The 20,253-nt window shown below is 63.2% G+C and carries 11 protein-coding genes; 3 read left to right on the top strand and 8 right to left on the bottom strand.

What is annotated here, in order from left to right; all coding sequences use genetic code 11:
* Positions 1-30: 30 nt before the first annotated feature.
* From E2K99_RS09150 to E2K99_RS09125, 6 genes are all read right to left on the bottom strand, one after another.
* Positions 31-7,998, bottom strand: coding sequence for a beta strand repeat-containing protein (locus tag E2K99_RS09150; RefSeq protein WP_134224064.1), 7,968 nt, complete (start codon positions 7,996-7,998; stop codon positions 31-33).
* Positions 7,999-8,195: 197 nt separating this feature from the next.
* Positions 8,196-9,899, bottom strand: coding sequence for a peptidase domain-containing ABC transporter (locus E2K99_RS09145; protein WP_034336595.1), 1,704 nt, complete (start codon positions 9,897-9,899; stop codon positions 8,196-8,198).
* Positions 9,900-9,928: 29 nt separating this feature from the next.
* Positions 9,929-11,599: a biopolymer transporter ExbB gene (locus tag E2K99_RS09140; RefSeq protein WP_134135100.1), complete on the bottom strand. Its 1,671-nt coding sequence runs from the start codon at positions 11,597-11,599 to the stop codon at positions 9,929-9,931.
* Positions 11,600-11,726: 127 nt separating this feature from the next.
* Entirely contained in the window at positions 11,727-13,100 is a 1,374-nt protein-coding gene (locus E2K99_RS09135) for an HlyD family type I secretion periplasmic adaptor subunit (RefSeq protein WP_134222014.1), read from the bottom strand.
* Entirely contained in the window at positions 13,097-13,870 is a 774-nt protein-coding gene (locus E2K99_RS09130) for an OmpA family protein (protein WP_198516499.1), read from the bottom strand. Before E2K99_RS09130 ends, E2K99_RS09135 begins: the two co-directional genes overlap by 4 nt.
* On the bottom strand, positions 13,870-15,519 hold the full coding sequence (locus tag E2K99_RS09125) for a TolC family protein (protein WP_134135350.1): 1,650 nt from the start codon (positions 15,517-15,519) through the stop codon (positions 13,870-13,872). Before E2K99_RS09125 ends, E2K99_RS09130 begins: the two co-directional genes overlap by 1 nt.
* A 438-nt stretch (positions 15,520-15,957) precedes the next feature.
* Between E2K99_RS09125 and htpG the strand changes: the two genes are divergently transcribed.
* The 3 genes from htpG (at position 15,958) to E2K99_RS09110 (ending at position 19,115) form a co-directional block, all read left to right on the top strand.
* The gene (gene htpG / locus E2K99_RS09120) at positions 15,958-17,868 is read left to right on the top strand and encodes a molecular chaperone HtpG (RefSeq protein WP_121039260.1); all 1,911 of its coding nucleotides are present in this window, start codon (positions 15,958-15,960) and stop codon (positions 17,866-17,868) included.
* Positions 17,869-18,004: 136 nt separating this feature from the next.
* Positions 18,005-18,532, top strand: a complete 528-nt coding sequence (locus tag E2K99_RS09115; protein ID WP_134222013.1) for an FUSC family protein — start codon at positions 18,005-18,007, stop codon at positions 18,530-18,532.
* Positions 18,513-19,115, top strand: a complete 603-nt coding sequence (locus tag E2K99_RS09110; RefSeq protein WP_134222012.1) for a GNAT family N-acetyltransferase — start codon at positions 18,513-18,515, stop codon at positions 19,113-19,115. Before E2K99_RS09115 ends, E2K99_RS09110 begins: the two co-directional genes overlap by 20 nt.
* Positions 19,116-19,162: 47 nt before the next feature.
* Here the strand turns inward: E2K99_RS09110 and E2K99_RS09105 are convergent, their stop codons facing one another.
* Together E2K99_RS09105 and E2K99_RS09100 are read right to left on the bottom strand one after the other, a co-directional pair.
* A complete protein-coding gene (locus E2K99_RS09105; protein ID WP_034336617.1) occupies positions 19,163-19,615 on the bottom strand; it encodes an outer membrane lipoprotein in 453 nt (150 codons plus the stop codon).
* A 166-nt stretch (positions 19,616-19,781) separates the two neighbouring features.
* Entirely contained in the window at positions 19,782-20,228 is a 447-nt protein-coding gene (locus E2K99_RS09100; RefSeq protein ID WP_134222011.1) for an Mpo1 family 2-hydroxy fatty acid dioxygenase, read from the bottom strand.
* Positions 20,229-20,253 lie beyond the last annotated feature (25 nt).

Here is a 20,253-nt window from a genome sequence, read left to right as displayed (position 1 = left end):
AGCCCCGCTTCAGATCATCGTCACATCACATCAGGCAGTGACCAGGTGGATGCGGGCAATTTCCTGGTTGCTGGCGTTGTAGAAGGCATAGTCGGTCGTGCCGGGGAAGTAGACGTAATGGTCCGAGCCGTTGGCCATGATCTGCAAGCTCTCGGAAGTACTCATCTTGACCGTGAGGATCTTCGAGATGCCGCTGCCGGCCATGCCCATCTGACGCACATCGTCGGCCGTGATGATCACGTTGGTACCGCTGCCGGCACTGACGTCCAGTGTGGTGATGCCGGTGACCTTGCTGGAGAAGTTGCTCAGGTTCAGTGACGACCCCAGGTCCGCAAAGTGCAGCGTCGTGACCCCTGCGCCACCGCTGATGCTGTTGATGTTGGAGGTCCCGGTGGTCTGGTTGACCATGTCGCTCTGGGCCCCGGCCGAACTGTGCGAACCGGCGCTGACGTTGATCAGGTTGTTGCCGCTGCCGACCGTCACCGAATTGTGGCCGCCATCGACCACGTTGAACACATCAGTGCCCGAACTCGCGCCACCGCCGCTCAGTACGTTGGTGGTCGCCGTGCCGCGTGCCGACAGCACGTTGGCCGCGCTGTTGCCGGTCAGCGTGCTGTCCACGTTGGCACTGCCTTCCAGATTGGCAATGCCGACATAGCTGTCGCCGCTGGCGTCGCCGCCGCTGCCCCCCGCACCCGACACCAGGCTGGCCGTGATCGCGCTGCCGGTCGAATACAGGTAGCTGACCGTATCGCTGCCCCCTGCCCCGCCGTTGAAGACATTGGCCGCGCTGTTGGCGTAGAAGGTATCGCTGCCGGCGCTGCCGGTCGCGTTCTGGATGTTGACGTAGGTATCCCCCGCCGCATAGCCGCCGCTGCCGGTGCCGTGATACAGGTCCACCACGACCGCCGTGCTGCCCGAGCGCGCGTAATTGACCGTGTTGTTGCCGGCCCCGCCATCAAAGGCGTTGGCCACGCTGCTGGCATAGAAGGTATCGTTGCCCGAGCCGCCGGTGAGGTTGGCGATGTTGGTGAAGGTATCGCCCACCGCATAGGTACCGGTCGCCGCCAGCGTATTGGTGAGGTCCACCGTCACGCCGCCGGTATCGTACTCGTAGCTGACCGTATCGACCCCGCCGCTGCCGCCATCGAACTTGTTGGCCTGGGTGCTGGCCTTGAACAGATCGCTGGAGGCGCTGCCGATGACGTTGTCGATGTTGACCAGGATATCGCCCTGGGCGTCGCCGCCGGTGCCGGTACCGTTCTTGAGGTCGATGGTCACCGCCGCTCCCGAACCGGCATAGGAGGCATAAGTGAAGGCGCGATTGGCCAGCACTGCCGTAATGGTGTCGGCCCCGCCGCCGCCTTCCAGCACGGACTGCGTCCCCACCGTGGCAAAGCCGGTCAGCGTGTCGTTTTGGGCACTGCCGACCACGTTCTCGATGGCGGTGTAAGTGTCGCCCTGCGCGTAGTTGCCGCTGCCCACGCCGGTGGACAGGTTCACCGTCACGCCGGTGCTGTCGCTGCTGGTGGAGAGCGAATAGTTGACCGTATCGGAACCACCCGCGCCGCCGTTGAACTTGTTGGCATTGGCGCTGGCGAAGAAGGTGTCGTTGAGACTGCTGCCGATGACGTTGTCGATGTTGAACAGCGTATCGCCCTGGGCATCGCCACCGGTGCCGGTGCCGGCCTGCAGGTTGATGCTCACACCCGCTGACGAACCGGCATACGAGGCGTAGGTGTCGGCACGGTTGGCCACCACCGCAGTGAGGCTGTCGGCCCCCTGGCCGCCGGTCAGCACCGAAGTGACGCCAGCCGTCGCGTAACCGGTCAGGGTATCGGCCCAGGCGCTGCCGATCACGTTCTGGATGTTGGCATAGGTATCGCCCTGGGCGTAGTTGCCGCTGCCGACACCGGTCGAAAGATTCACCGTCACGCCGGTGGAGCTGTTGCTGCTCGGCGTACCCGCATAGCTGACCGTATTGGAACCGGCGCCGCCGTCCAGGAAGTTCACTGCCTGGCTGGCCACGATGGTGTCGTTGCCGCTGCCGCCGGTGGCATCCTGGATGTTGGCGTAGGTATCGCCATTGGCCAGGCTGCCCGTGCCGCCGCTGCCGGTACCGGTGAGCAGGTTGATGGTTTCATCGGCGGTCGAGTTGACGTAGCTCACGCGGTTGTGCAGCGAACCGGTGCCGCCATCGAGCGCGTTGGCCGCCGCACTGGCGATGAAGACGTCATCGGCGGTACCGCCGGTGGCGTCCTGGATGTTGGTGTAGGTATCGCCGTCGGCCAGACTGTTCGCGCCACCGCTGCCGGTGCCGTTGAACAGGTTGATGGTTTCCGAGACAGCCGAGGTGCTGTAGTTGACGCGGTTGTGGGTGCCGCCACCGCCATCGAATTTGTTGGCCGCGCTGTTGCCGTAGAAGGTGTCGTTGCCGCCACCACCGGTGACATCCTGGATGTTGATGTAGGTATCGCCATTGGCCAGGCTGCCCGTGCCGCCACTGCCGGTGCCGGTGACCAGGTTCACGGTTTCGTCGGCGCTGGAATTGGCATAGCTGACCAGGTTGTGCGAGGTCGACGTACTGGTACCGCCGTCGAAGAAGTTGGCCGCGCTGTTGGCGATGAAGACGTCATCGGCCGAGCCGCCCGTGACATCCTGGATGTTGGCATAGGTATCGCCATTGGCCAGGCTATTTGCGCCACCGCTGCCGGTACCGTTGAACAGGTTGACCGTTTCAGCCACGGTGGAGCTGCTGTAGTTGACGCGGTTGTGGCTGCCGCCACCGCCATCGAAGAAGTTGGCGGCCGTCGTACCGTAGAAGGTGTCATTGCCGCTGCCACCGGTCACGTCCTGGATGTTGGTATAGGTATCGCCATTGGCCAGGCTGTTGGTGCCGCCGCTGCCGGTGCCTGCGATCAGGTTGACGGTTTCATCGGCCGTGGAGTTGGAATAATTGACCCGGTTGTGCGTGCCGCCACCGCCATCAAAATTGTTGGACGCGCTGTTGCCGTAGAAGGTGTCGTTGCCGCTGCCACCGGTCGCATCCTGGATGTTGGTGTAGGTGTCGCCGGCGGCAAGCGTGCCGCTGCCCAGTCCCGTGAAGAGGTTGATGGTTTCGTCAGCTGCGGAGTTGACATAGCTGACGCGGTTGTGCGAACTGGCCGTGCTGGTGCCGCCATCGAAATAGTTGGCCGCCGCGCTGGCCACGAAGAGATCGTCCGCCGAACCGCCGGTGGCGTCCTGGATGTTGGTGTAGGTGTCGCCATTGGACAGGCTGCCGGTGCTGCCCGTGCCATTGCCGGTGAACAGGTTGATCGTCTCCGCGACGGTGGAGGTACTGTAGCTGACCCGGTTGTGGCTGCCGCCGCCGCCATCGAAATTGTTGGCGGCGGTGTTGCCGTAGAAGGTGTCGTTGCCACCGCCGCCGGTGACGTCCTGAATGTTGACGTAGGTGTCGCCATTGGCCAGGCTGCCGGTGCCGCCACTGCCCAGTCCGGTCACCAGGTTGACGGTTTCGTCAACGGTGGAATTGGTATAGCTCACCCGGTTGTGCAACGAGCCGGTGCCGCCATCGAAATTGTTGGCCGCCGCGCTGGCCGTGAAGACGTCATCGGCGGTACCGCCGGTCACGTCCTGGATGTTGGTGTAGGTATCGCCATTGGCCAGGCTGCCGGTGCTGCCCGTGCCGGTCCCGGTGAACAGGTTCACCGATTCGGACACGGTGGAACCGCTGTAGTTGACCCGGTTGTGGCTGCCGCCCCCGCCATCGAAACGGTTTGCCACGGCATTGCCGTAGAACGTGTCGTTGCCGCTGCCGCCGGTAGCGTCCTGGATGTTGGTGTAGGTATCGCCTGCGGCCAGGCTGCCGGTACTGCCACTACCCTGGCCGGTGATCAGGTTGACCGTTTCATCGACACTGGAATTGGCATAGCTGACGCGGTTGTGCGTGCCGCCGCTGCCATCGAAATTGTTGGCCGCGGCATTGGCGATGAAGGTGTCATCGGCGCTGCCGCCGGTCACGTCCTGGATATTGACGTAGGTATCGCCATTGGCCAGGCTGCCCGTACCGCCCGTGCCCACGCCATTGAACAGGTCCACGGTCTCGGCCACGGTCGAGTTGACGTAGCTCACGCGGTTGTGCGAACTGGCCGTGCTGCTGCCGCCATCGATGAAGTTGGCAGCCACGTTGGCGATGATGAGGTCATCGCCCGAACCGCCGGTCACATCCTGGATGTTGGTGTAGGTATCGCCGGCCGCATAGGTGCCGCTGCCGCTGCTGGTGAAGAGGTTGATGGTCTCGCTGGCGGTCGAGTGCGCATAGCTGACGCGGTTGTGCAGCGAGCCCGTGCCACCATCGAAATTGTTGGCCGCGAGACTGGCGACGAAGGTGTCGTCGTAGATGCTGCCGGTGAGGTCCTGCACGTTGACCAGCTTGTCGCCGGCCGCATAGCCACCGAAGGTGCCGCTACCGTTGCTGAAGCTCAGGTCCACCGTGACCGCGGCATCCGAGCTGGCATAGCTGACGCGGTTGTGCGAGCTGGCCGTACTGGTGCCGCCATCGATGCTGTTGGCTTCGCTGCTGGCGATGATCACATCGTCCAGCGAGGAGCCGATCACGTTCTGGATGCCGGTATAGGTATCGCCTGCGGCAAAGCCGCCACTGCCACTGCCGGTCACCAGGTTGACGGTGACGGCTGCCGTCGAGAAGGCGTAGCTGACCGTATTGGACCCGAGCCCGCCGGCAAAGACGTTGGTGTTGCTGTCGGCGATGAAGGTGTCATCGTAGGCCGAGCCGATCACGTTCTGGATGCCGCTGTAGGTGTCACCGCCGGCGAAGCCGTTGCTGCCGGTGCCATGGAACAGGTCCACGGTGACGCCGTTGCCGTCGCTGGCCTTGGCGTAGCTGACCGTATTGGTGCCGCCCCCGCCGACGAAGTCGTTGGCCGCCAGGCTGGCGATGAAGGTGTCATTGCCGGTGCTGCCGGTGACGTTCTGGATGTTGACGTAGGTATCGTTGTCGGCATAGCCGCCGCTACCGCTGCCCAATACCAGGTCCACCGTAACCCCGGCGTTCGATGCGGCATAGCTGACCCGGTTCGAGCCGGCCCCGCCGTCGAAGTTGTTGGCTGCTGCACTGGCCACGAAGGTGTCATTGCCGACACCGCCGGTGAGGTCCTGGATGTTGGAGAGCTTGTCACCCTGCGCATAGCCACCGGATGTGCCGGTGCCATCGGTGAAGTTCAGGTCCACCGTCACTGCGGTGGTAGAGGCGGCATAGCTGACGCGGTTGTGGTTGGAGCCCGCGCCATCAAAGGTATTGGCGTCGGCGCTGGCCACGAAGGTGTCGTCGTAGGCGCTGCCGATCAGGTTCTGGATGTTGCTGAAGGAGTCGCCTGCGGCATAGTAGCCGCCGGTGCCGGTGCCAATCGCATTGGTCAGGTCGACCGTCACGCCACCGGTCGAGAAGATGTAGCTGACCGTGTTGGAGCCACCGCCGCCATTGAAATTGTTGACGTCGGCGCTGGCGATGAAGGTATCGTTGTAGGCGCTGCCGATCAGGTTCTGGATATGCGCCAGCACGTCGCCCTGGGCATAGCCGCCGGAGGTGCCGGTGCCGTCGGTGTGGGTCAGGTCGACCGTCACTGCGGCATTGGAGTTGGCATAACTGACCGTATCCGAACCGCCCAGTCCGCCGTTGAAATTGTTGGCGGCGGCACTGGCGATGAAGGTGTCGGAATAGGAGCTGCCGACGATGTTCTGGATGTTGGTGTAGGTATTGTTCTGCGCGTAGCCGCCGCTGCCGCTCATGGTGATCATGTTCACCGTGACCGCACCGGTGGAGGCACCGTAGTTCACCGTATCGGAGCCACCGCTGCCGCCATCGAAGTGCACGCTGTCCACGCCGGCGATGAAGACGTCATCGAAGGCCGAGCCGACCGCATTCTGGATGTGGTTGTAAGTGTCGCCTTCAGCATAGCCGCCGGTGCCGCGTCCGGACACGAAGTTGATCGACACGCCGGCCGTCGAGCCGGCATAGCTGACGGTATCGCTGCCGCCGCTGCCGCCGTCGAAGCTGTTGGCGTCGGCGCTGCCGACGAAGGTATCGTTGAAGGCGGTACCGATCACGTTCTGGATGCGGACATAGGTATCGCCCGCCGCCGCTCCGCCGCTGCCCACGCCGCTTTGCAGGTTGACGTTCACGCCGGCATTGGAGCTGGCGTAGGACACCGTATTGGAGCCCGATCCGCCATCAAAACGGTTGGCCTCGCCACTGGCGACGAAGATGTCGTTGTAGTCGCTGCCGATGACGTTCTGGATATGTGTATAGGTATCGCCCTGCGCGTATCCGCCCGTACCGGTGCCGGTGACCAGGTTGACTGTCACGGCACTGTTCGAGGAAGCGTATGACACTGTATCGGACCCGCCGCTGCCACCGTCCAGTCGATTGACCGCCGCATTGGCCACGAAGGTATCGTCGAAGGCGCTGCCGCGCAGGTTCTGGATATTGCTCAGCTGGTCGCCCTGGGCATCGCCGCCGGTGCCGGTGCCGGTCACCAGGTTGACCGTCACGCCGGCCGAGGAACCGGCATAGCTGGCCGTGTTGACGTTGGTGCCGGTACTGTTGACACCGCCCACGATCTGGTCGGCCCCTGCCCCGCCCTGGAAGAAGGTATTGCCGGTCCCGCCGATGAGCACGTCGTTGCCGCTGCCGCCGTAGAGCAGGTCATTGGCATTGCTGCCATAGACCGTCACACCGCCGTTGCCGGCATGGATTTCGTGCGGCAGGCCCTGGGCCGGCAGCACCAGCACCGGGTCGCCGGTGGCCGGATCAAGATAGCTCAGGTCGCCATAGCCGGTGGCATCCTTGATGGCCACGTGGCGCGTGTCGTTGAGGGTGAGCTGGCCATTGGAGGTGGCCACCACGGTACTGAAGCTCAGATCGAAGGCCTGGTGTACCGGTGAGGCTGAATTGGCTTCCACCGTACTGTACTGGAACTGTAACGGGAAGTCGGTCTGGCCGGCCGCCACCGTCATCTGGAAGCGTCCGCCCCCAAGGTCGGTACCGTTGACGATGGACATCCCCGCCGGCACGCCCGAGACCGTCACCGACAGCACAGTGCCATTGCCGGTGATGGTGACGTCGAACACCTTGATGAAGGTGCCGGCATTGTTGCCCGCTGCGTAAATTGTATGCACGCTGTCGGGCGCATTGATGACCTGGGTGCTGAACTGCAGCGGCAGGCCGGCGTCGGTGGCCGAGACCGGAATGCCGCCGCTGCCCAAGAGCGTGTCGCCGGTCTGCGTGGTAGTGGCCAGGTTGACCAGCTTGATCGCCATCGACGGTTGCGAGGGATCGACCACGATGGTGGATGGCTTGCTGCCCGGACGTTCCGGGGGCAACTGCGGCTCCACCGGCTTGACCGGCGCTTCGTTGGCGTTGGGATTGGCGGTCTGCGCAATCACCGATTGCGGCTGGACCGGTTGCGTGGTCGGCTGCGACTGCGAGGCCGCTGCGGCGGCCGCCGTGCTGGTCACGGTTGAATGGCTGGTGTCGCCGGCCGTCAGCGGGCCGGTGGAATTGGCGGTCTTGCCGGTGCCGCTGCTGCTGGTCAGCGAGGCGGCATTGTCACTGATGATCTGGGCGAACTGGGTCGCGCCTTCACTGCCGACGCTGGCCGAGTTGCGGTCCACCGTGACCTGCTGGGCCGGGGCCACGTTGGGCGCAGAGGCGACCGGATCGGAATTGAGCACGCGCGACTGGTCGTTCGGCTTGAGCGAGATCTTGCCCACGGTATCGAGCAGCTTGCCGGTATCGGCGCTGGTGTCGGCGAACCTGACCTTGGACTTGTCGTCCATGGCTTCCATGGCCCCGCCGGCCAGCACCACCTTGGTGCCGTCGGCCATGTGCAGCACCATGTCCACGTCGACCACCTGCACGTGCTGTACGGCCGCGCGGTTGGCGCTGACCTGGAAGCTGCCGGCCTGGTCGGGCATGACCACGCGCACGGGTCCTGCTACCTTGTCCGCGGAGTTCGCTTGTGATGAGCTTGCGGTTGCCATGTTTCCTCGCTATCGAAGATCGTTCGGATGTCGAATCTGAATCTGAATCTGAATCTGAATCTGAATCTGAATCTGAATCTGAATCTGAATCTGAATCTGAATCTGGTTCGGGGTGACCCTGCCGGGCAGCGTCACTGCAAAATCTGGTCGCGCGGTCCGTCTGCCACGATGCGCCCGCCGTCGATGACGATGATGCGGTCCACGTGGCGCAACAGCGCCGGGCTGTGGGTGGCCACCACCAGCGTGCGCGGGCCGGCATACGCCGCCAGTCGCTCGATGATGCGGGCCTCGGTCTGCTGGTCCACGCCGGTAGTCGGTTCGTCCAGCAGCAGGATGCGCGGGGTGCAGGCGATCACGCGCGCCAGTGCCACCATCTGGCGCTGGCCGCCGGAGAGATTGCCGGGGGCCTTGATGGCCTGGTCCAGGCGCAGCTCGCCGCGCGCGATCAGGTCATCCAGTGAGGACACCGCCAGCGCCGCTTCATAGACCTGCCCCGGGACGCGGTCGCCCACGAAGATGTTGGCCGCTACCGTGCCATCGAACAGGAAGGGTTCCTGCGGCTTGAAGCCGATGCAGCGCATCCGCACCTCGGGGGCATAGGCCGTCACGGCCACGCCATCGATGAGGACATGCCCTTCGTCGGGCTGGTGCAGGCCGGCCAGGGCACGCAGCAGCGTCGACTTGCCCGAGCCGGAACGCCCGACCAGGCCCACCTTCTCGCCGGGCTGGATGGTCAGCGAGATGTTTTTCAAGGTGGCGTTTTCCTTCTGGTCCAGGTGCAGCAGCAGATTGCCGACCTGGATCAGGCCGCGCATTTCCTGGCGCAGCACATCGGCGGTCGGTGTCTCTTTCTGCTCTTCGAACAGCTGGTCAAATTCGGCTCGGGCGCGGCGGAACATCTCGATGCGGCCCAGGAGTGCCGCCAGCGACGACAGCACCGTGGTGGCGCGGCTGATCAGCAGCGAGCAGGCAATCAGCGCGCCGACGGTGAGCAGGTTGTCTTCCACCAGATAGACGCCCACCACCAGCGTGGCCACCGCAATGAAGGTGTAGCCCACGGTGGAGATGGCATAGCTGGTATTCATCCAGAAGCGGCTCTTGGCCTGGGCCACGGCATTGGCACCGGCATCGGCCAGGAAGGCGCGCATGAGGCGGTCCTGCAGCGGCGTGGTCTTGAGCGTTTCCATGCCGTAGACGATGCTGGCCAGCTTGTCCACCTTGCCGGTACCGGCCTTCATGGCCGCATGCGCATAGTCATTGGCCGGGACTTTGAGCAGCAGCTGCATGCCGACCAGCAGCGCCCCGCCCACCAGCAGCACCCACACCATGTGGCCGCCGATGAGGCCCAGCACCACCAGGTACAGCGCGAGGAACGGCAGGTCCACCAGCAGCAGCATGTAGTTGGACGAGAGCAGGTCGCGCGCCGCCGAGAGATCACGGTAACGCGCCAGCACCACGCCCACCGGTGCTTGTACCTTGGCCGTCAGCAGGCGGCGTGCCGAAACTTCATCGAACTCGCCATCCAGGCGGCCGGCCAGTTGCTCGGTGTAATACACGCGGATGATGCGCAACACCAGCTCCAGCCCGATGAAGAGCAGCATGCCCAGCGTCAGCGCCCAGAGCGTTTCCGGGATATGGTTGCCCAGCACCTTGTCGTAGATCAGCCGCGAATACAGCGGCATCAGCAGGCCCAGCAGATTGACCAGGATGCCGGCCACGATGATCTCGACGAAGCGGCTGCCATAGGCGCGCAGCAGCGTCAGGTAAGTGGGATCAGCGCGCAGGTCCGTGCGGACTTGCGGCTGATCGATGTGGACCTGTTCGCTGGCGTTCATGGTGCGTGGCGTTCGTCGTCAGGCTGCGATCAGGCCTGGCCGCCGCGGTTGGTGGCGGTGATTTCGCGGATCGCTTCGCGCAGTTCCAGGCGCAGGTCCTTGACCATGGTCTGGCGGCCGGTACGCATCTCGTCGATGACGGTCTGCCAGTTGATGTTCTGGCGCATCAGGGCTTCGGTGATGGAGGTCAGCGATTGCGGGATGGCGCCCAAGTTCTTGACGCGATCGTTCTGCATCGCCATGTGCTTGGCCAGGTCGATCTGCAGCTGGCGTGCGGACAGCGCATCGCGCGCCATGTTGCTGGAGTTCTCGCCGATGGTGTTGCCCAGTTCGTTCAGGCGCGCGGCCACGGTGGCCTGCAGTTCGCCCTGGTACTGGATCGCTCCCATCTCGTCGGCCAGGCGTACCGAGATCTGGTTCAGCAGTGCCGGCAGCTGCGCGATGTTCTGCGCATTCTTTTCGTTCATGTTGGAGATCTCACCCTGCTGCGCCTGCAGCGAACTGAGTGCGGTGGACAGCGCCAGCTGGCCGGCCTGGATGGTGGAAACGATCTGCGGCATCACTTCGAAGGTGCGGTTGGCGATGTCGCCATTGACCGAGAGGCGTTCTTCCAGCGAGGACAGGCTGTCGGAGAGATCGCGGGCGGAGGTGATCTTGGTGTTGATCAACTGGCCGACGTTGCGGATCTCCTCCAGCGTCTGCTGTGCGGTCTCGTGCATGCGCGGGCCGAAGGCCACCAGCTGGCGCAGGCTGCGCGATTCTTCCATGCTGTCGTTGAAGAGCTGGACGATGTTGTTGAGGCGGTCGTTCAGGCCTTCGAGCTTGATGCCGGCCTGCAGCGAGGCCTCCGAACTGTTGCGCGCGGCCATGATGGATTCGCGCTGCAGCACCATCAGATCCTGCAGGAATTCGGCGAGGAAGGTTTCGGAGACGCCCTGGCGCTGCGTGGCCGCCGGGCCGCTCATGTCATGCACCACGTGCTGCACCATGTCGCTGATGCATTCGCGGGCGCGCGTGACCAGCTTCTTGCTGGCCGCGCGCAGCGGCGTCAGGGTCAGGCCCAGCGCCAGCGAACCGATCAGGCCGAACATCGAGGCCGAGAAGGCGGTGCCCATCGAGGCCAGCGGCTTTTGCAGGTCGGCCACCAGGTGCATGAAGGAGGCATCCATGTCGCCGGCCGTGCTGGCCTTGCCGAAGCCATCGATCAGGGCGGCGGTGCTGACCAGGGTTTCCAGCAGGCCGATGAAGGTACCCAGCAGACCCAGCGCGATCATGAAGCCGGTCAGGAATTGCGGGAATTCGGTCTTGGCTTCGAGGTGCGCGCGCAGGTCGTGCAGCGAGCCTTCGATGGTTTCCTGTTCGATACGGGAAGTCAGCCGGCCCTTGGTGCTGGCCACGGACACCAGCACCTGGCCGATCTCGGTGCCTTCGAATTCAGGCGCCTTCACCAGGCTTTCCATCGATTCGCCGGCCTTGGTACGGTCGTAGAACTGGATCAGCTTGTCGTATTCCCAGTTGACGCGGTACAGGTTGTAGAAGATCAGCGCAATGCCGAACACCGCCACCGCGATGATGAACAGGTTCAGGAAGGGATTGATCTGGATCGCATGCCCCACGAATCCCCGGAACAGGAAGGCGCCCAACAGCAGCAGGAGCGTCGGGATGGCGGCAAGTGCGTAGAACTGGCGAAGGTTTTTCATACGTGCGAGGTTCCGGAGAAAAGAACGCAGGGAAAGTGGATGGTGCAGAAAACGTCAACCGCCGCAAAGCCTTGGTGGATGTGGCTTTGCGGCGAGCAATAAAGCACTTCAGGCAGTGCGGCGCGGTTCATCGCGGCTCCCGCAGGGCACCCTGGCCGAAGCGCGACAGCGGCGACATCAGGTACTGCCACACCGTGCGGCGGCCGACGATGATGTCGGCGCTGGCAGTCATGCCGGGCATCAGGGCCAGCTTGCGCTGCAGATCGTTGTCGCCGCGCTGGACGGCGATCTTGATGCGGTAGCTGCGCTCGCCGCGCGGATTGTTTTCATCGGGGACGGTGTCGGCGCTGATCTCGGTGACCACGCCTTCCATGGCGCCATACACGCCGTAGTCATAGGCCGAGACCTTCACGCGCGCCTTGGCACCGGTGGCCAGTTCGGCGCGGTCAGTTGGGGAGATGCGGGCTTCAATGACCAGCTTGTCGTCGCTGGGGGTCATCTCGATGATGGGGTCGCCGGGCCGGACCACGCCACCGACGGTATTGATCATCACGCGGTTGACCACGCCATCCATGGGCGCTTTCACTTCCGAGCGCGACACGCGGTCGTTGCGCGATTTGATTTCTTCCTGCAGGCGCGCCAGTTCGGTTTCCGCTGCAGTGAGTTCGGCGCGGGCATCCGAACGGAAGCGCGATGAAGCTTCGCCCATCTTGGCCTGCGATTCGGCGATGGCCGCTTTCAGGCGCGGGATCATGGCATCGTTGGCCGAGAGCTTGCTCTGCGCATCCTGCACGCGGGCGGCGGCCTGGATGTCTTCCAGTTGCGAGGCGGCATTGCGTTCGAGCATGTTGTGGATCAGCTTGTACTGACGCTGTGCCAGGTCCAGTTCGCTGGCCTGGCTCTTCTGGCGGCTGACCGCTTCGCCCAGCTCGGCCTGGCGTTGCGCGGCCTGTTCACGCAGCACCGACATTTCCTGCATGAGCTTGGCCGAGCGCGCGGCGAAGGCGGCCTGCTCGCTTTGGACAGCGGGATCATCGCGGTCGAGGTCGGCCGGCATCTGCAGGCTCGCAGCCCCCGCCGCTTCGGCCGAGAGGCGAGCGATCTTGGCACGCAGGCCGAGGATCTTGACGCGGCCTTCACCGAGATCGGCATTGGCACGCACGTCGGCAATCGAGATCAGGGTCTGGCCCTTCCTGACCACCGCGCCCTCGCGCACCAGGATGGCGGAGACGATGCCGCCTTCCAGATGCTGGATGACCTGGTTGTGTTCGGAGGCGACGATGCGGCCACTGCCGCGCACCACCATATCGATGGGCGCCAGCATCGACCAGATCACCAGCAAGGCCAGCAGCAGCGTGCAGGCCAGCACTGCCAGGCGCGGACGCGGCATGGCCTGCAGCTCGCCCAGGCGGCGGTCCAGGCGCGGTGCCAGGCGGCGCATGAAGCCCTTGCCGCGGGAACTGATTCCGTGGCCGGTGCCGGGCTTGAGCGAGAGCGTCATTTTGCCGAGGCCTGGTATTGCACGATCACGCGCGCATCATTGCCGCTGCCGTTTTCATCGGTGGCCACGCGGCTGGTGACGCGTTCCTTGTCCACCCCGGCATCGATCAGGTAATTGCGAACCGCAACGGTGCGATAGTAGGCACGCCGCCGGCTCTCGCTGTAGGCACCGCTGCCGATCACGCCGGTGACGACGATCTTGCCCTGGCTGGACTTGGCGCGGCGCACCCAGTCGCCGATGCTCTTGTCCAGCGCTTTGCTGCCCTCGTCATTCAACTGGGTAGAATCGGCATCGAAGTTCAGGGTCACCGCTTTTTCGTTGGCATCGATGCGCAGGCCGGGCGCGACTTCCTTGTCGTTGGGTTCGGTCTTGACCTGGATCGCATTGGGGCTGGAGGGTGCGGCAGCGCTGCGCAGGCTGCCGTTGTCGGACTGCAGGGGCGGCGCGGCCAGCTTGGCTTTGAGGCTGGCCACCTCGCGCTTGAGCTGCTCGATTTCCTGTGCCTTCTCGCGCTCGCCGGGCGTTTCGGCACTGTTGATGCTGGTGCTGTCGGCGGTGGCAATGGTGTCGGTCTTCCTGGCCTTGGATTCACCCACGACCTGCGTCTGGCCCTGCGAGATCAGCTTGCTGACCTTCATCTGCGCCAGCTTCTGCGAGTAGTAGAACAGCGTCACCACGAACACCACCACCACGAAGATCATCACCAGCACCACGTTGGACAGCGCGTCCACGAAGCCTGGCCAGAAATTCTGTTCCTTGCCGCCCTCCATCATTCCCCCGTCTTGTTGGCCGCCCGCGTGGGCAGGGTTTCCAGTGCCGATGCGCGACCGGTGTTGCGCAGGATCTGATAGCTGATATCGGCCTGCTGGAACAACAGGTTGGCAAAGTCCATGCGCGCCTGGTAGGCCTGCTGATAGGCGTCCAGCACGTCCAGCAATTGCTTGCTGCCGGTGGAGAGCTGTTCCAGGAAGACATCGGCCACGTTGGCATTGGTGAGATAGGCCTGGCGCGAAATCTCCATGCGCTTTCTCACCGCGCCCAGGGTGCGGTAATTGATCTCGATCTGCTCACGCAATTTGCGTTCCAGGTCGAGCGCGGTGTTGCTCTTTTCCACGTACTTGGCACCGGCCTGCTTGCTGTAATACATGTCCGAGCCGCCATTGAGCAGGTTCATGCTCACCACCATCATCAGGCGGCGGTCGGTGGTCAGCTGCAAGGTGTTGTCGGTGGTGTCGATGGCACCGCCTGCACCGCGGGTCTTGGTCTGGGTCCATTCCAGGGCCAGCGTGGGCGAGAACTTGGCGCGCGCCGACTTCAGTTCCTGATTGGCCGCGTCCACATCGCGCCGCGCGGCACGCACGCCGGGGTTGGTCTCGTAGACATCCTGCAGGGCCAGCTTGGAGGTATCCGGCACGGTCGGCATCATGTGGTCCGGCACTTCGATCTGCTCGATCTTGCGGCCGGTGATCTGGTTCAGCGACACCATGGCGCTCTCCAGCGCGCCTTCGGCCTCGGCCACGGCGGACTGGGCCGTGAGCGAGCGGCCGCGCACGCGTTCAAAGTCGATGCGGCTGGCACCGCCGCCTTCGAGGCGCTTGCTCATGTAATCCAGCAAGGCGCCCATGCGCTGGGCGTAGCTGCGCGAGAACGACAGCGTGGCGTAGGCGCGCATGACGTCGTAATACGCCTTGATGGCGTTGTAATACAGGGTCTCGCGGGCATCGTCGCGGCGCAGGTCGGCGGCATCGGCCAGCGAGCTGCTCTTGCGATAGTCGTAATACGAACCGGGCGCGAAGATGGGCTGGCGGCCGATCAGCGTCACATCCCAGCGCTTGTGGTACGAGGCGCGCTGGATCAGGCCGGTATTGGGATCGATCACCGAGGACGGCGAAGAATATTCATTGCCCTTCTGCGCCCGCAGGTCCAGCGTCGGGCCGAGCTGGCCGGCCGTGGCCTTGGAGGCATAGCGCGCCTGGTCCGCTTGCGCGGAAGTGGCGGCGTAGCTGTAACTGTTGTTGAGCGCCAGGTCGAGCACGCTGCGCAGGCTCAGGTCCGGGACGGTCTCGCCTTCGGTGACGATGCTGATCTGCGGCAGGACGATCTGATTGCCCGAGAAGCTCGGATCGGACTGGCGCAGCAACAGCAGGATTTCATCCTGGGTCGAGGGCGGCGGGGTGTCGGCCGGCAAACCCGGCAGGCGGTAGTCCGTCGCCGATGGGCCGGCAGGATCGGCACCCAGCCGGATTTGCGGCGGAGCATCCAGTTTGTTGTCGAAGGTGGCCGGCGCGGCCGGTGTGGTTTGCATTATGACGGCGTCGGCTGGCGGCTTGTCAGCCGCCTGGGGCGCGGAATGCGCGGCCAAGCCCAATGAAACGCCCAGTATGAAACGCTTGCTTTTGAGAACTCTCATCAACACGATCAGCCGGTATCCCACCGGCCTCCCCTACCCAACCCGCATCCCAGGAAAGAATCGGCAGCCCTCGCTGCGATTCCCGTCATCAAGCCGGGGAGACTCCTGTTCTTTTTATGAGGGAGCGCCGGCTTGCACATCCGTTCGATCAGCCTGATCGAATTTGTTACCATTTTGTTAAAACAATTCTATCACCGGCGGATTGCAACTCAATTACAAATAGCCCGGAAAAATCGTTTAATTTCAATTGACTTGATAAAAGTTAACTTCGGCAATTATGGTCAGCTTGTTGCAGACATGCCATCAGGAAATACGCGAACGCTCACAAAGTGAACAAAAACACCAAAAATTGCGGTTGAAAAACCACAAGTCTCTCCCTATATCCTGCCCACAGACGATTACCTCTGCCTATTTCACTCATCCATTTCTTCAATTAAGGACAACCACATGGCAACCGAAAAACAGACCATGGGCTTCCAGGCCGAAGTCAAGCAACTGCTGCAATTGATGATCCACTCGCTGTATTCGAACAAGGAAATCTTCCTGCGCGAGCTGGTCTCCAACGCCTCCGATGCGGCCGACAAGCTGCGCTTCGAGGCGATCAACAATGGCAGCCTGTTCGAGGACGATCCGGAACTGAAGATCAAGATCAGCTTCGACAAGGCGGCGCGCACCATCACCATCTCCGACAACGGCATCGGCATGAACCGGGATGAGGCCATCTCGCACCTGGGCACCATCGCCAAGTCGGGCACCAAGGAATTCTTCTCGCGCCTGTCGGGCGACCAGCAGAAGGATGCCGCCCTGATCGGCCAGTTCGGCGTGGGCTTCTATTCGGGCTTCATCATCGCCGACCGCATCACGGTCGAGACGCGTCGTGCCGGCACCCCCGCTTCCGAAGGCGTGCGCTGGGAATCCGAAGGCGCGGGCGACTTCTCCATCGAGCAGATCACCAAGCCGGGCCGTGGCACCGACATCATTCTTCACCTGCGTGAAGGCGAAGATGAATTCCTCTCCGCTTGGCAACTGAAGTCCATCATCCGCAAGTATTCCGACCACATCTCCCTGCCCATCTTGATGAACAAGGAAGAATGGGATGAGGAAAAGAAGGAAACCGTGCAGAAGGACGAGCTGGAGACGGTCAACCAGGCCAGCGCCCTGTGGACCCGCAGCAAGTCGGAGGTCACGCCCGAGCAATATGAAGAGTTCTACAAGCACGTCTCGCACGACTTCGGTGCGCCCCTGGCCTACACCCACAACCGCGTGGAAGGCCGCAGCGAATACACCCAGCTGCTCTACATCCCGGCGCGCGCCCCGTTCGACCTGTGGGACCGCAACAAGCGCGGCGGCATCAAGCTGTACGTCAAGCGCGTGTTCATCATGGACGATGCCGAGCAGCTGATGCCGGTGTACCTGCGCTTCGTCAAGGGCGTGATCGATTCGGCCGACCTGCCGCTGAACGTCTCGCGCGAGATCCTGCAGGAGTCGCGCGACGTGCGCGCCATCCGCGACGGTTCGGCCAAGCGCGTGCTGAGCCTACTGGAAGAGCTGGCCAACAGCGAAGACCAGGCGCAGAAGGACAAGTACACCACCTTCTGGACCGAGTTCGGCCAGGTGTTGAAGGAAGGCATCGGCGAGGATGCGGCCAACAAGGAGCGCATCGCCAAGCTGCTGCGCTTTGCGTCCACCCACAATGACAGCGATGTGCAGAATGTTTCGCTGGCCGATTATGTGGCCCGCATGAAGGAAGGCCAGGACAAGATCTACTACGTCACTGCCGAGACGTACCAGGCCGCCAAGAACAGCCCGCACCTGGAAATCTTCCGCAAGAAGGGTGTGGAAGTGCTGCTGCTGACCGACCGCGTGGACGAGTGGATGCTGTCCTTCCTGACCGAGTTCGAAGGCAAGGAACTCGCCTCGGTGGCCAAGGGCGGCCTGGACCTGGGCCAGCTGGAGAACGAAGCCGAGAAGAAGCAGCACGAAGAGACGCAAGCCGAGTACAAGGAGCTGGTCGAGAAGATGAAGACCGCCCTGGGCGACAAGGCCAAGGAAGTGCGCGTGACCTTCCGCCTGACCGATTCCCCGGCTTGCCTGGTGGCCGACGAGAACGAACTGTCGGGCAACCTGGTGCGCATGTTGAAGGCAGCCGGCCAGGCAGCACCGGAATCCAAGCCCACGCTGGAAATCAACCCGGACCACCCGCTGGTGCAGCGCCTGAAGTACGAAGAGGCGCGCTTCGACGACTGGTCGCACATCCTGTATGACCAGGCCCTGCTGGCTGAAGGCGGTGCACTGGCTGATCCGGCCAGCTTCGTGAAGCGTTTGAACGACATGCTGCTGGCCATGGCCGCCAAGTAAGTTCGTTCATCTGCCGGACCGTGCCGTCAGGCCGTCATGGCTTGATGGCAGCAGCGCCGCCTGCGGGGAAACTCGCAGGCGGCGTTTTCGTTCATATCGGCTTGCAGCCACGATGCTGGCTGGTTAACATCGGCCTATGGAATTGCACTTCATCAATCCCCGCAAGAACGCCCTCGCCTATCTGGTCAAGATCCTCTCCGGCTGCCTGATCCTGTGGTACGGGCTGCGCGCGCTGGGCATCGAGGAGCCCTACTGGGCCATGATTTCGCTCATCATCGTGACCGAGCCGGACATGACGGTGGCCAAGGCCAATTTCCGGGCGCGGCTGATCAACACGATTTCGGGCTGCATCGTTTCCTGCATTGCGCTGGTGGTGTTCGGGCCGACCTTCCTGGCCATGCTGGTGGCGCTGACCGCAGCGGTGGTGGTGGCCATGCTGCTGCAGAACTATCCGAGCAACTGGCGGCTGGGGCCGGCGACCGTGGTGATCCTGCTGTCGGCGGCCTTCAGCGGCAACGGCCTGAGCCAGGAACTGCACCTGGCCTTGATGCGCGTGGGGGAAGTGATCATCGGCAGTACCGTTGCGCTGTTGCAGACGGTGATCTACATGTGGTTGCTGAAATCCAAACAAACATCCGCCAACAATGACACCAGCTCATCCTGAAGAGCCCTTACTGCAGGGCCCCCGCGTACTCCTGCGGCGATGGCGAGCGGAGGATCGCGAAGCGCTGGCGGCGATCAACGCCGATCCGGTGGCCATGCAGCACTTCCCAAAATGCCTGACTCGAGCAGAGAGCAATGCCTTGGCCGACAAGATAGAAGAGCATTTCGTCCAGCATGGATTTGGCCCATGGGCTCTGGAGATCCCTGGCGTCAGCGAAATGGCCGGGGTCGTTGGCTTGATGCATGTCGGATTCGAGGCACATTTCACGCCAGCCATCGAAATCGGGTGGCGGCTGGCTCCCGCGCTCTGGGGCCGAGGCTATGTCACGGAGGCAGCGCGCTGCGCGCTGGATTTCGGCTTTCTGAGACTGGCGCTGCCAAGGATCGTTGCTTTTACGGTACCCGCCAACACGCGCTCGCTAGGGGTAATGCAGCGACTGGGCATGAGCTCGGAAATGAAAGATGACTTTCTCCATCCCCGTTTGCCAGCAGGTCACGCGTTGCGCCTGCACCGTCTCTACCAGATCCACCAGAGGACGTGGCGCGATTGGCGCAGCGGCGAGGATCTTCCCTTGATCGCCTGAAAAAAAAGCAGGGCCGCAGCCCTGCTTCTTCATACGCTTCGCAAAAATCAGTGCGTCACGCGGGTGGTACGGCCGTTGGACAGCAGACGCACGCGTTCACCGATGCGGAAAGGTTCATCTGCATCCTGGGTGATGGCACGCAGCTCGCCGTTATCCAGGCGCACGGTGATTTCCAGGCCAGGACGGTTGTTCAGGTGGGCTTCAGCCTGGTTGCCCAGGACGCCACCTGCCAGCGCGCCGACAATACCGGCCGCCAGGGCACCATTGCCGCCGCCGATGTTGGAACCGGCCGCAATGCCGCCCAATGCTGCGCCGCCGAGGGTACCGACACCGCTCGAACCCTTGTCGATGGTGACGTTGCGGATCGACTCGACCACGCCCATGCGCACGGTCTGCTCACCCTGCGCCTGGCGGGTGTTGTAGACGCTGGCCGAGTTGGGGGTTACTGCGCAGCCGGCTACCAGGGAGCCCAGGGCTGCGATCACAATCAATTTCTTCATACTAAAAACTCCGACTGAGAACTGTTTGGCCCGTCTCCGGGCAGCGGGGGGATTCGAGCGTCCGCGCGAACGCAACATGATCTCGCATCCGGCGCGGAAGCACACATTCCTTTACATCTTAATACAAAGAGGCCGCGCGTCGACAATCGTTCCCGCAAGGACGTTTTCAGTAGGCGATGTGCCAACGCCGGTACAGGAAAGCCAGCACAAACAAGGGCCCGACCAGCAGAAAACGCAGGTCCTCGAAGAAGGATGGCTTTTTGCCTTCAATGCGGTGGCCGATGAACTGGCCGATCCAGGCCAGCACGAAAACCGTGGCCGATACCGGCAGGACCGCTCCCAAGGGCAGCCGCGCCAGCAGCACCAGCATTACCGCCGACATGGCCAGCATGCCCACCGCAAAGGGCGGCGACAGCCGCAGATACCAGGCCAGCGTAGCGGCAGCCACCAGCAGGGCCACGGCTGGCGACACGATCCAGCACAGCCCCAGCAGCGAAAACACGATGGCCGGCACGCAGATGCAGTGGATCAGTTCATTCATCGGATGGCGATGGCTCTCGGCATAGCGGGCCAGCAGTACATCGATGCGGCGCGGGGAAACGGTGCTGTCCATGGTGAGCTCCCTGATCAATGGCCGG

The organism is Herbaspirillum huttiense, assembly GCF_004367745.1.
In the GTDB taxonomy this organism is placed as follows: Bacteria; Pseudomonadota; Gammaproteobacteria; order Burkholderiales; family Burkholderiaceae_D; genus Herbaspirillum; species Herbaspirillum huttiense.
Note: the sequence above shows the minus strand (reverse complement) of the source record. Positions and strands in the feature narration are given on the sequence as shown.

What these genes read in the sequence shown, in the direction of transcription:
- E2K99_RS09100 (WP_134222011.1), bottom strand. Translation starts at nt 20,228, where the DNA reads ATGGACAGCACCGTTTCCCCGCGCCGCATCGATGTACTGCTGGCCCGC.
- E2K99_RS09135 (WP_134222014.1), bottom strand. Translation starts at nt 13,100, where the DNA reads ATGACGCTCTCGCTCAAGCCCGGCACCGGCCACGGAATCAGTTCCCGC.
- E2K99_RS09140 (WP_134135100.1), bottom strand. Translation starts at nt 11,599, where the DNA reads ATGAAAAACCTTCGCCAGTTCTACGCACTTGCCGCCATCCCGACGCTC.
- E2K99_RS09115 (WP_134222013.1), top strand. Translation starts at nt 18,005, where the DNA reads ATGGAATTGCACTTCATCAATCCCCGCAAGAACGCCCTCGCCTATCTG.
- E2K99_RS09110 (WP_134222012.1), top strand. Translation starts at nt 18,513, where the DNA reads ATGACACCAGCTCATCCTGAAGAGCCCTTACTGCAGGGCCCCCGCGTA.
- E2K99_RS09130 (WP_198516499.1), bottom strand. Translation starts at nt 13,870, where the DNA reads ATGGAGGGCGGCAAGGAACAGAATTTCTGGCCAGGCTTCGTGGACGCG.
- E2K99_RS09105 (WP_034336617.1), bottom strand. Translation starts at nt 19,615, where the DNA reads ATGAAGAAATTGATTGTGATCGCAGCCCTGGGCTCCCTGGTAGCCGGC.
- htpG (WP_121039260.1), top strand. Translation starts at nt 15,958, where the DNA reads ATGGCAACCGAAAAACAGACCATGGGCTTCCAGGCCGAAGTCAAGCAA.
- E2K99_RS09150 (WP_134224064.1), bottom strand. Translation starts at nt 7,998, where the DNA reads ATGCCCGACCAGGCCGGCAGCTTCCAGGTCAGCGCCAACCGCGCGGCC.
- E2K99_RS09145 (WP_034336595.1), bottom strand. Translation starts at nt 9,899, where the DNA reads ATGAACGCCAGCGAACAGGTCCACATCGATCAGCCGCAAGTCCGCACG.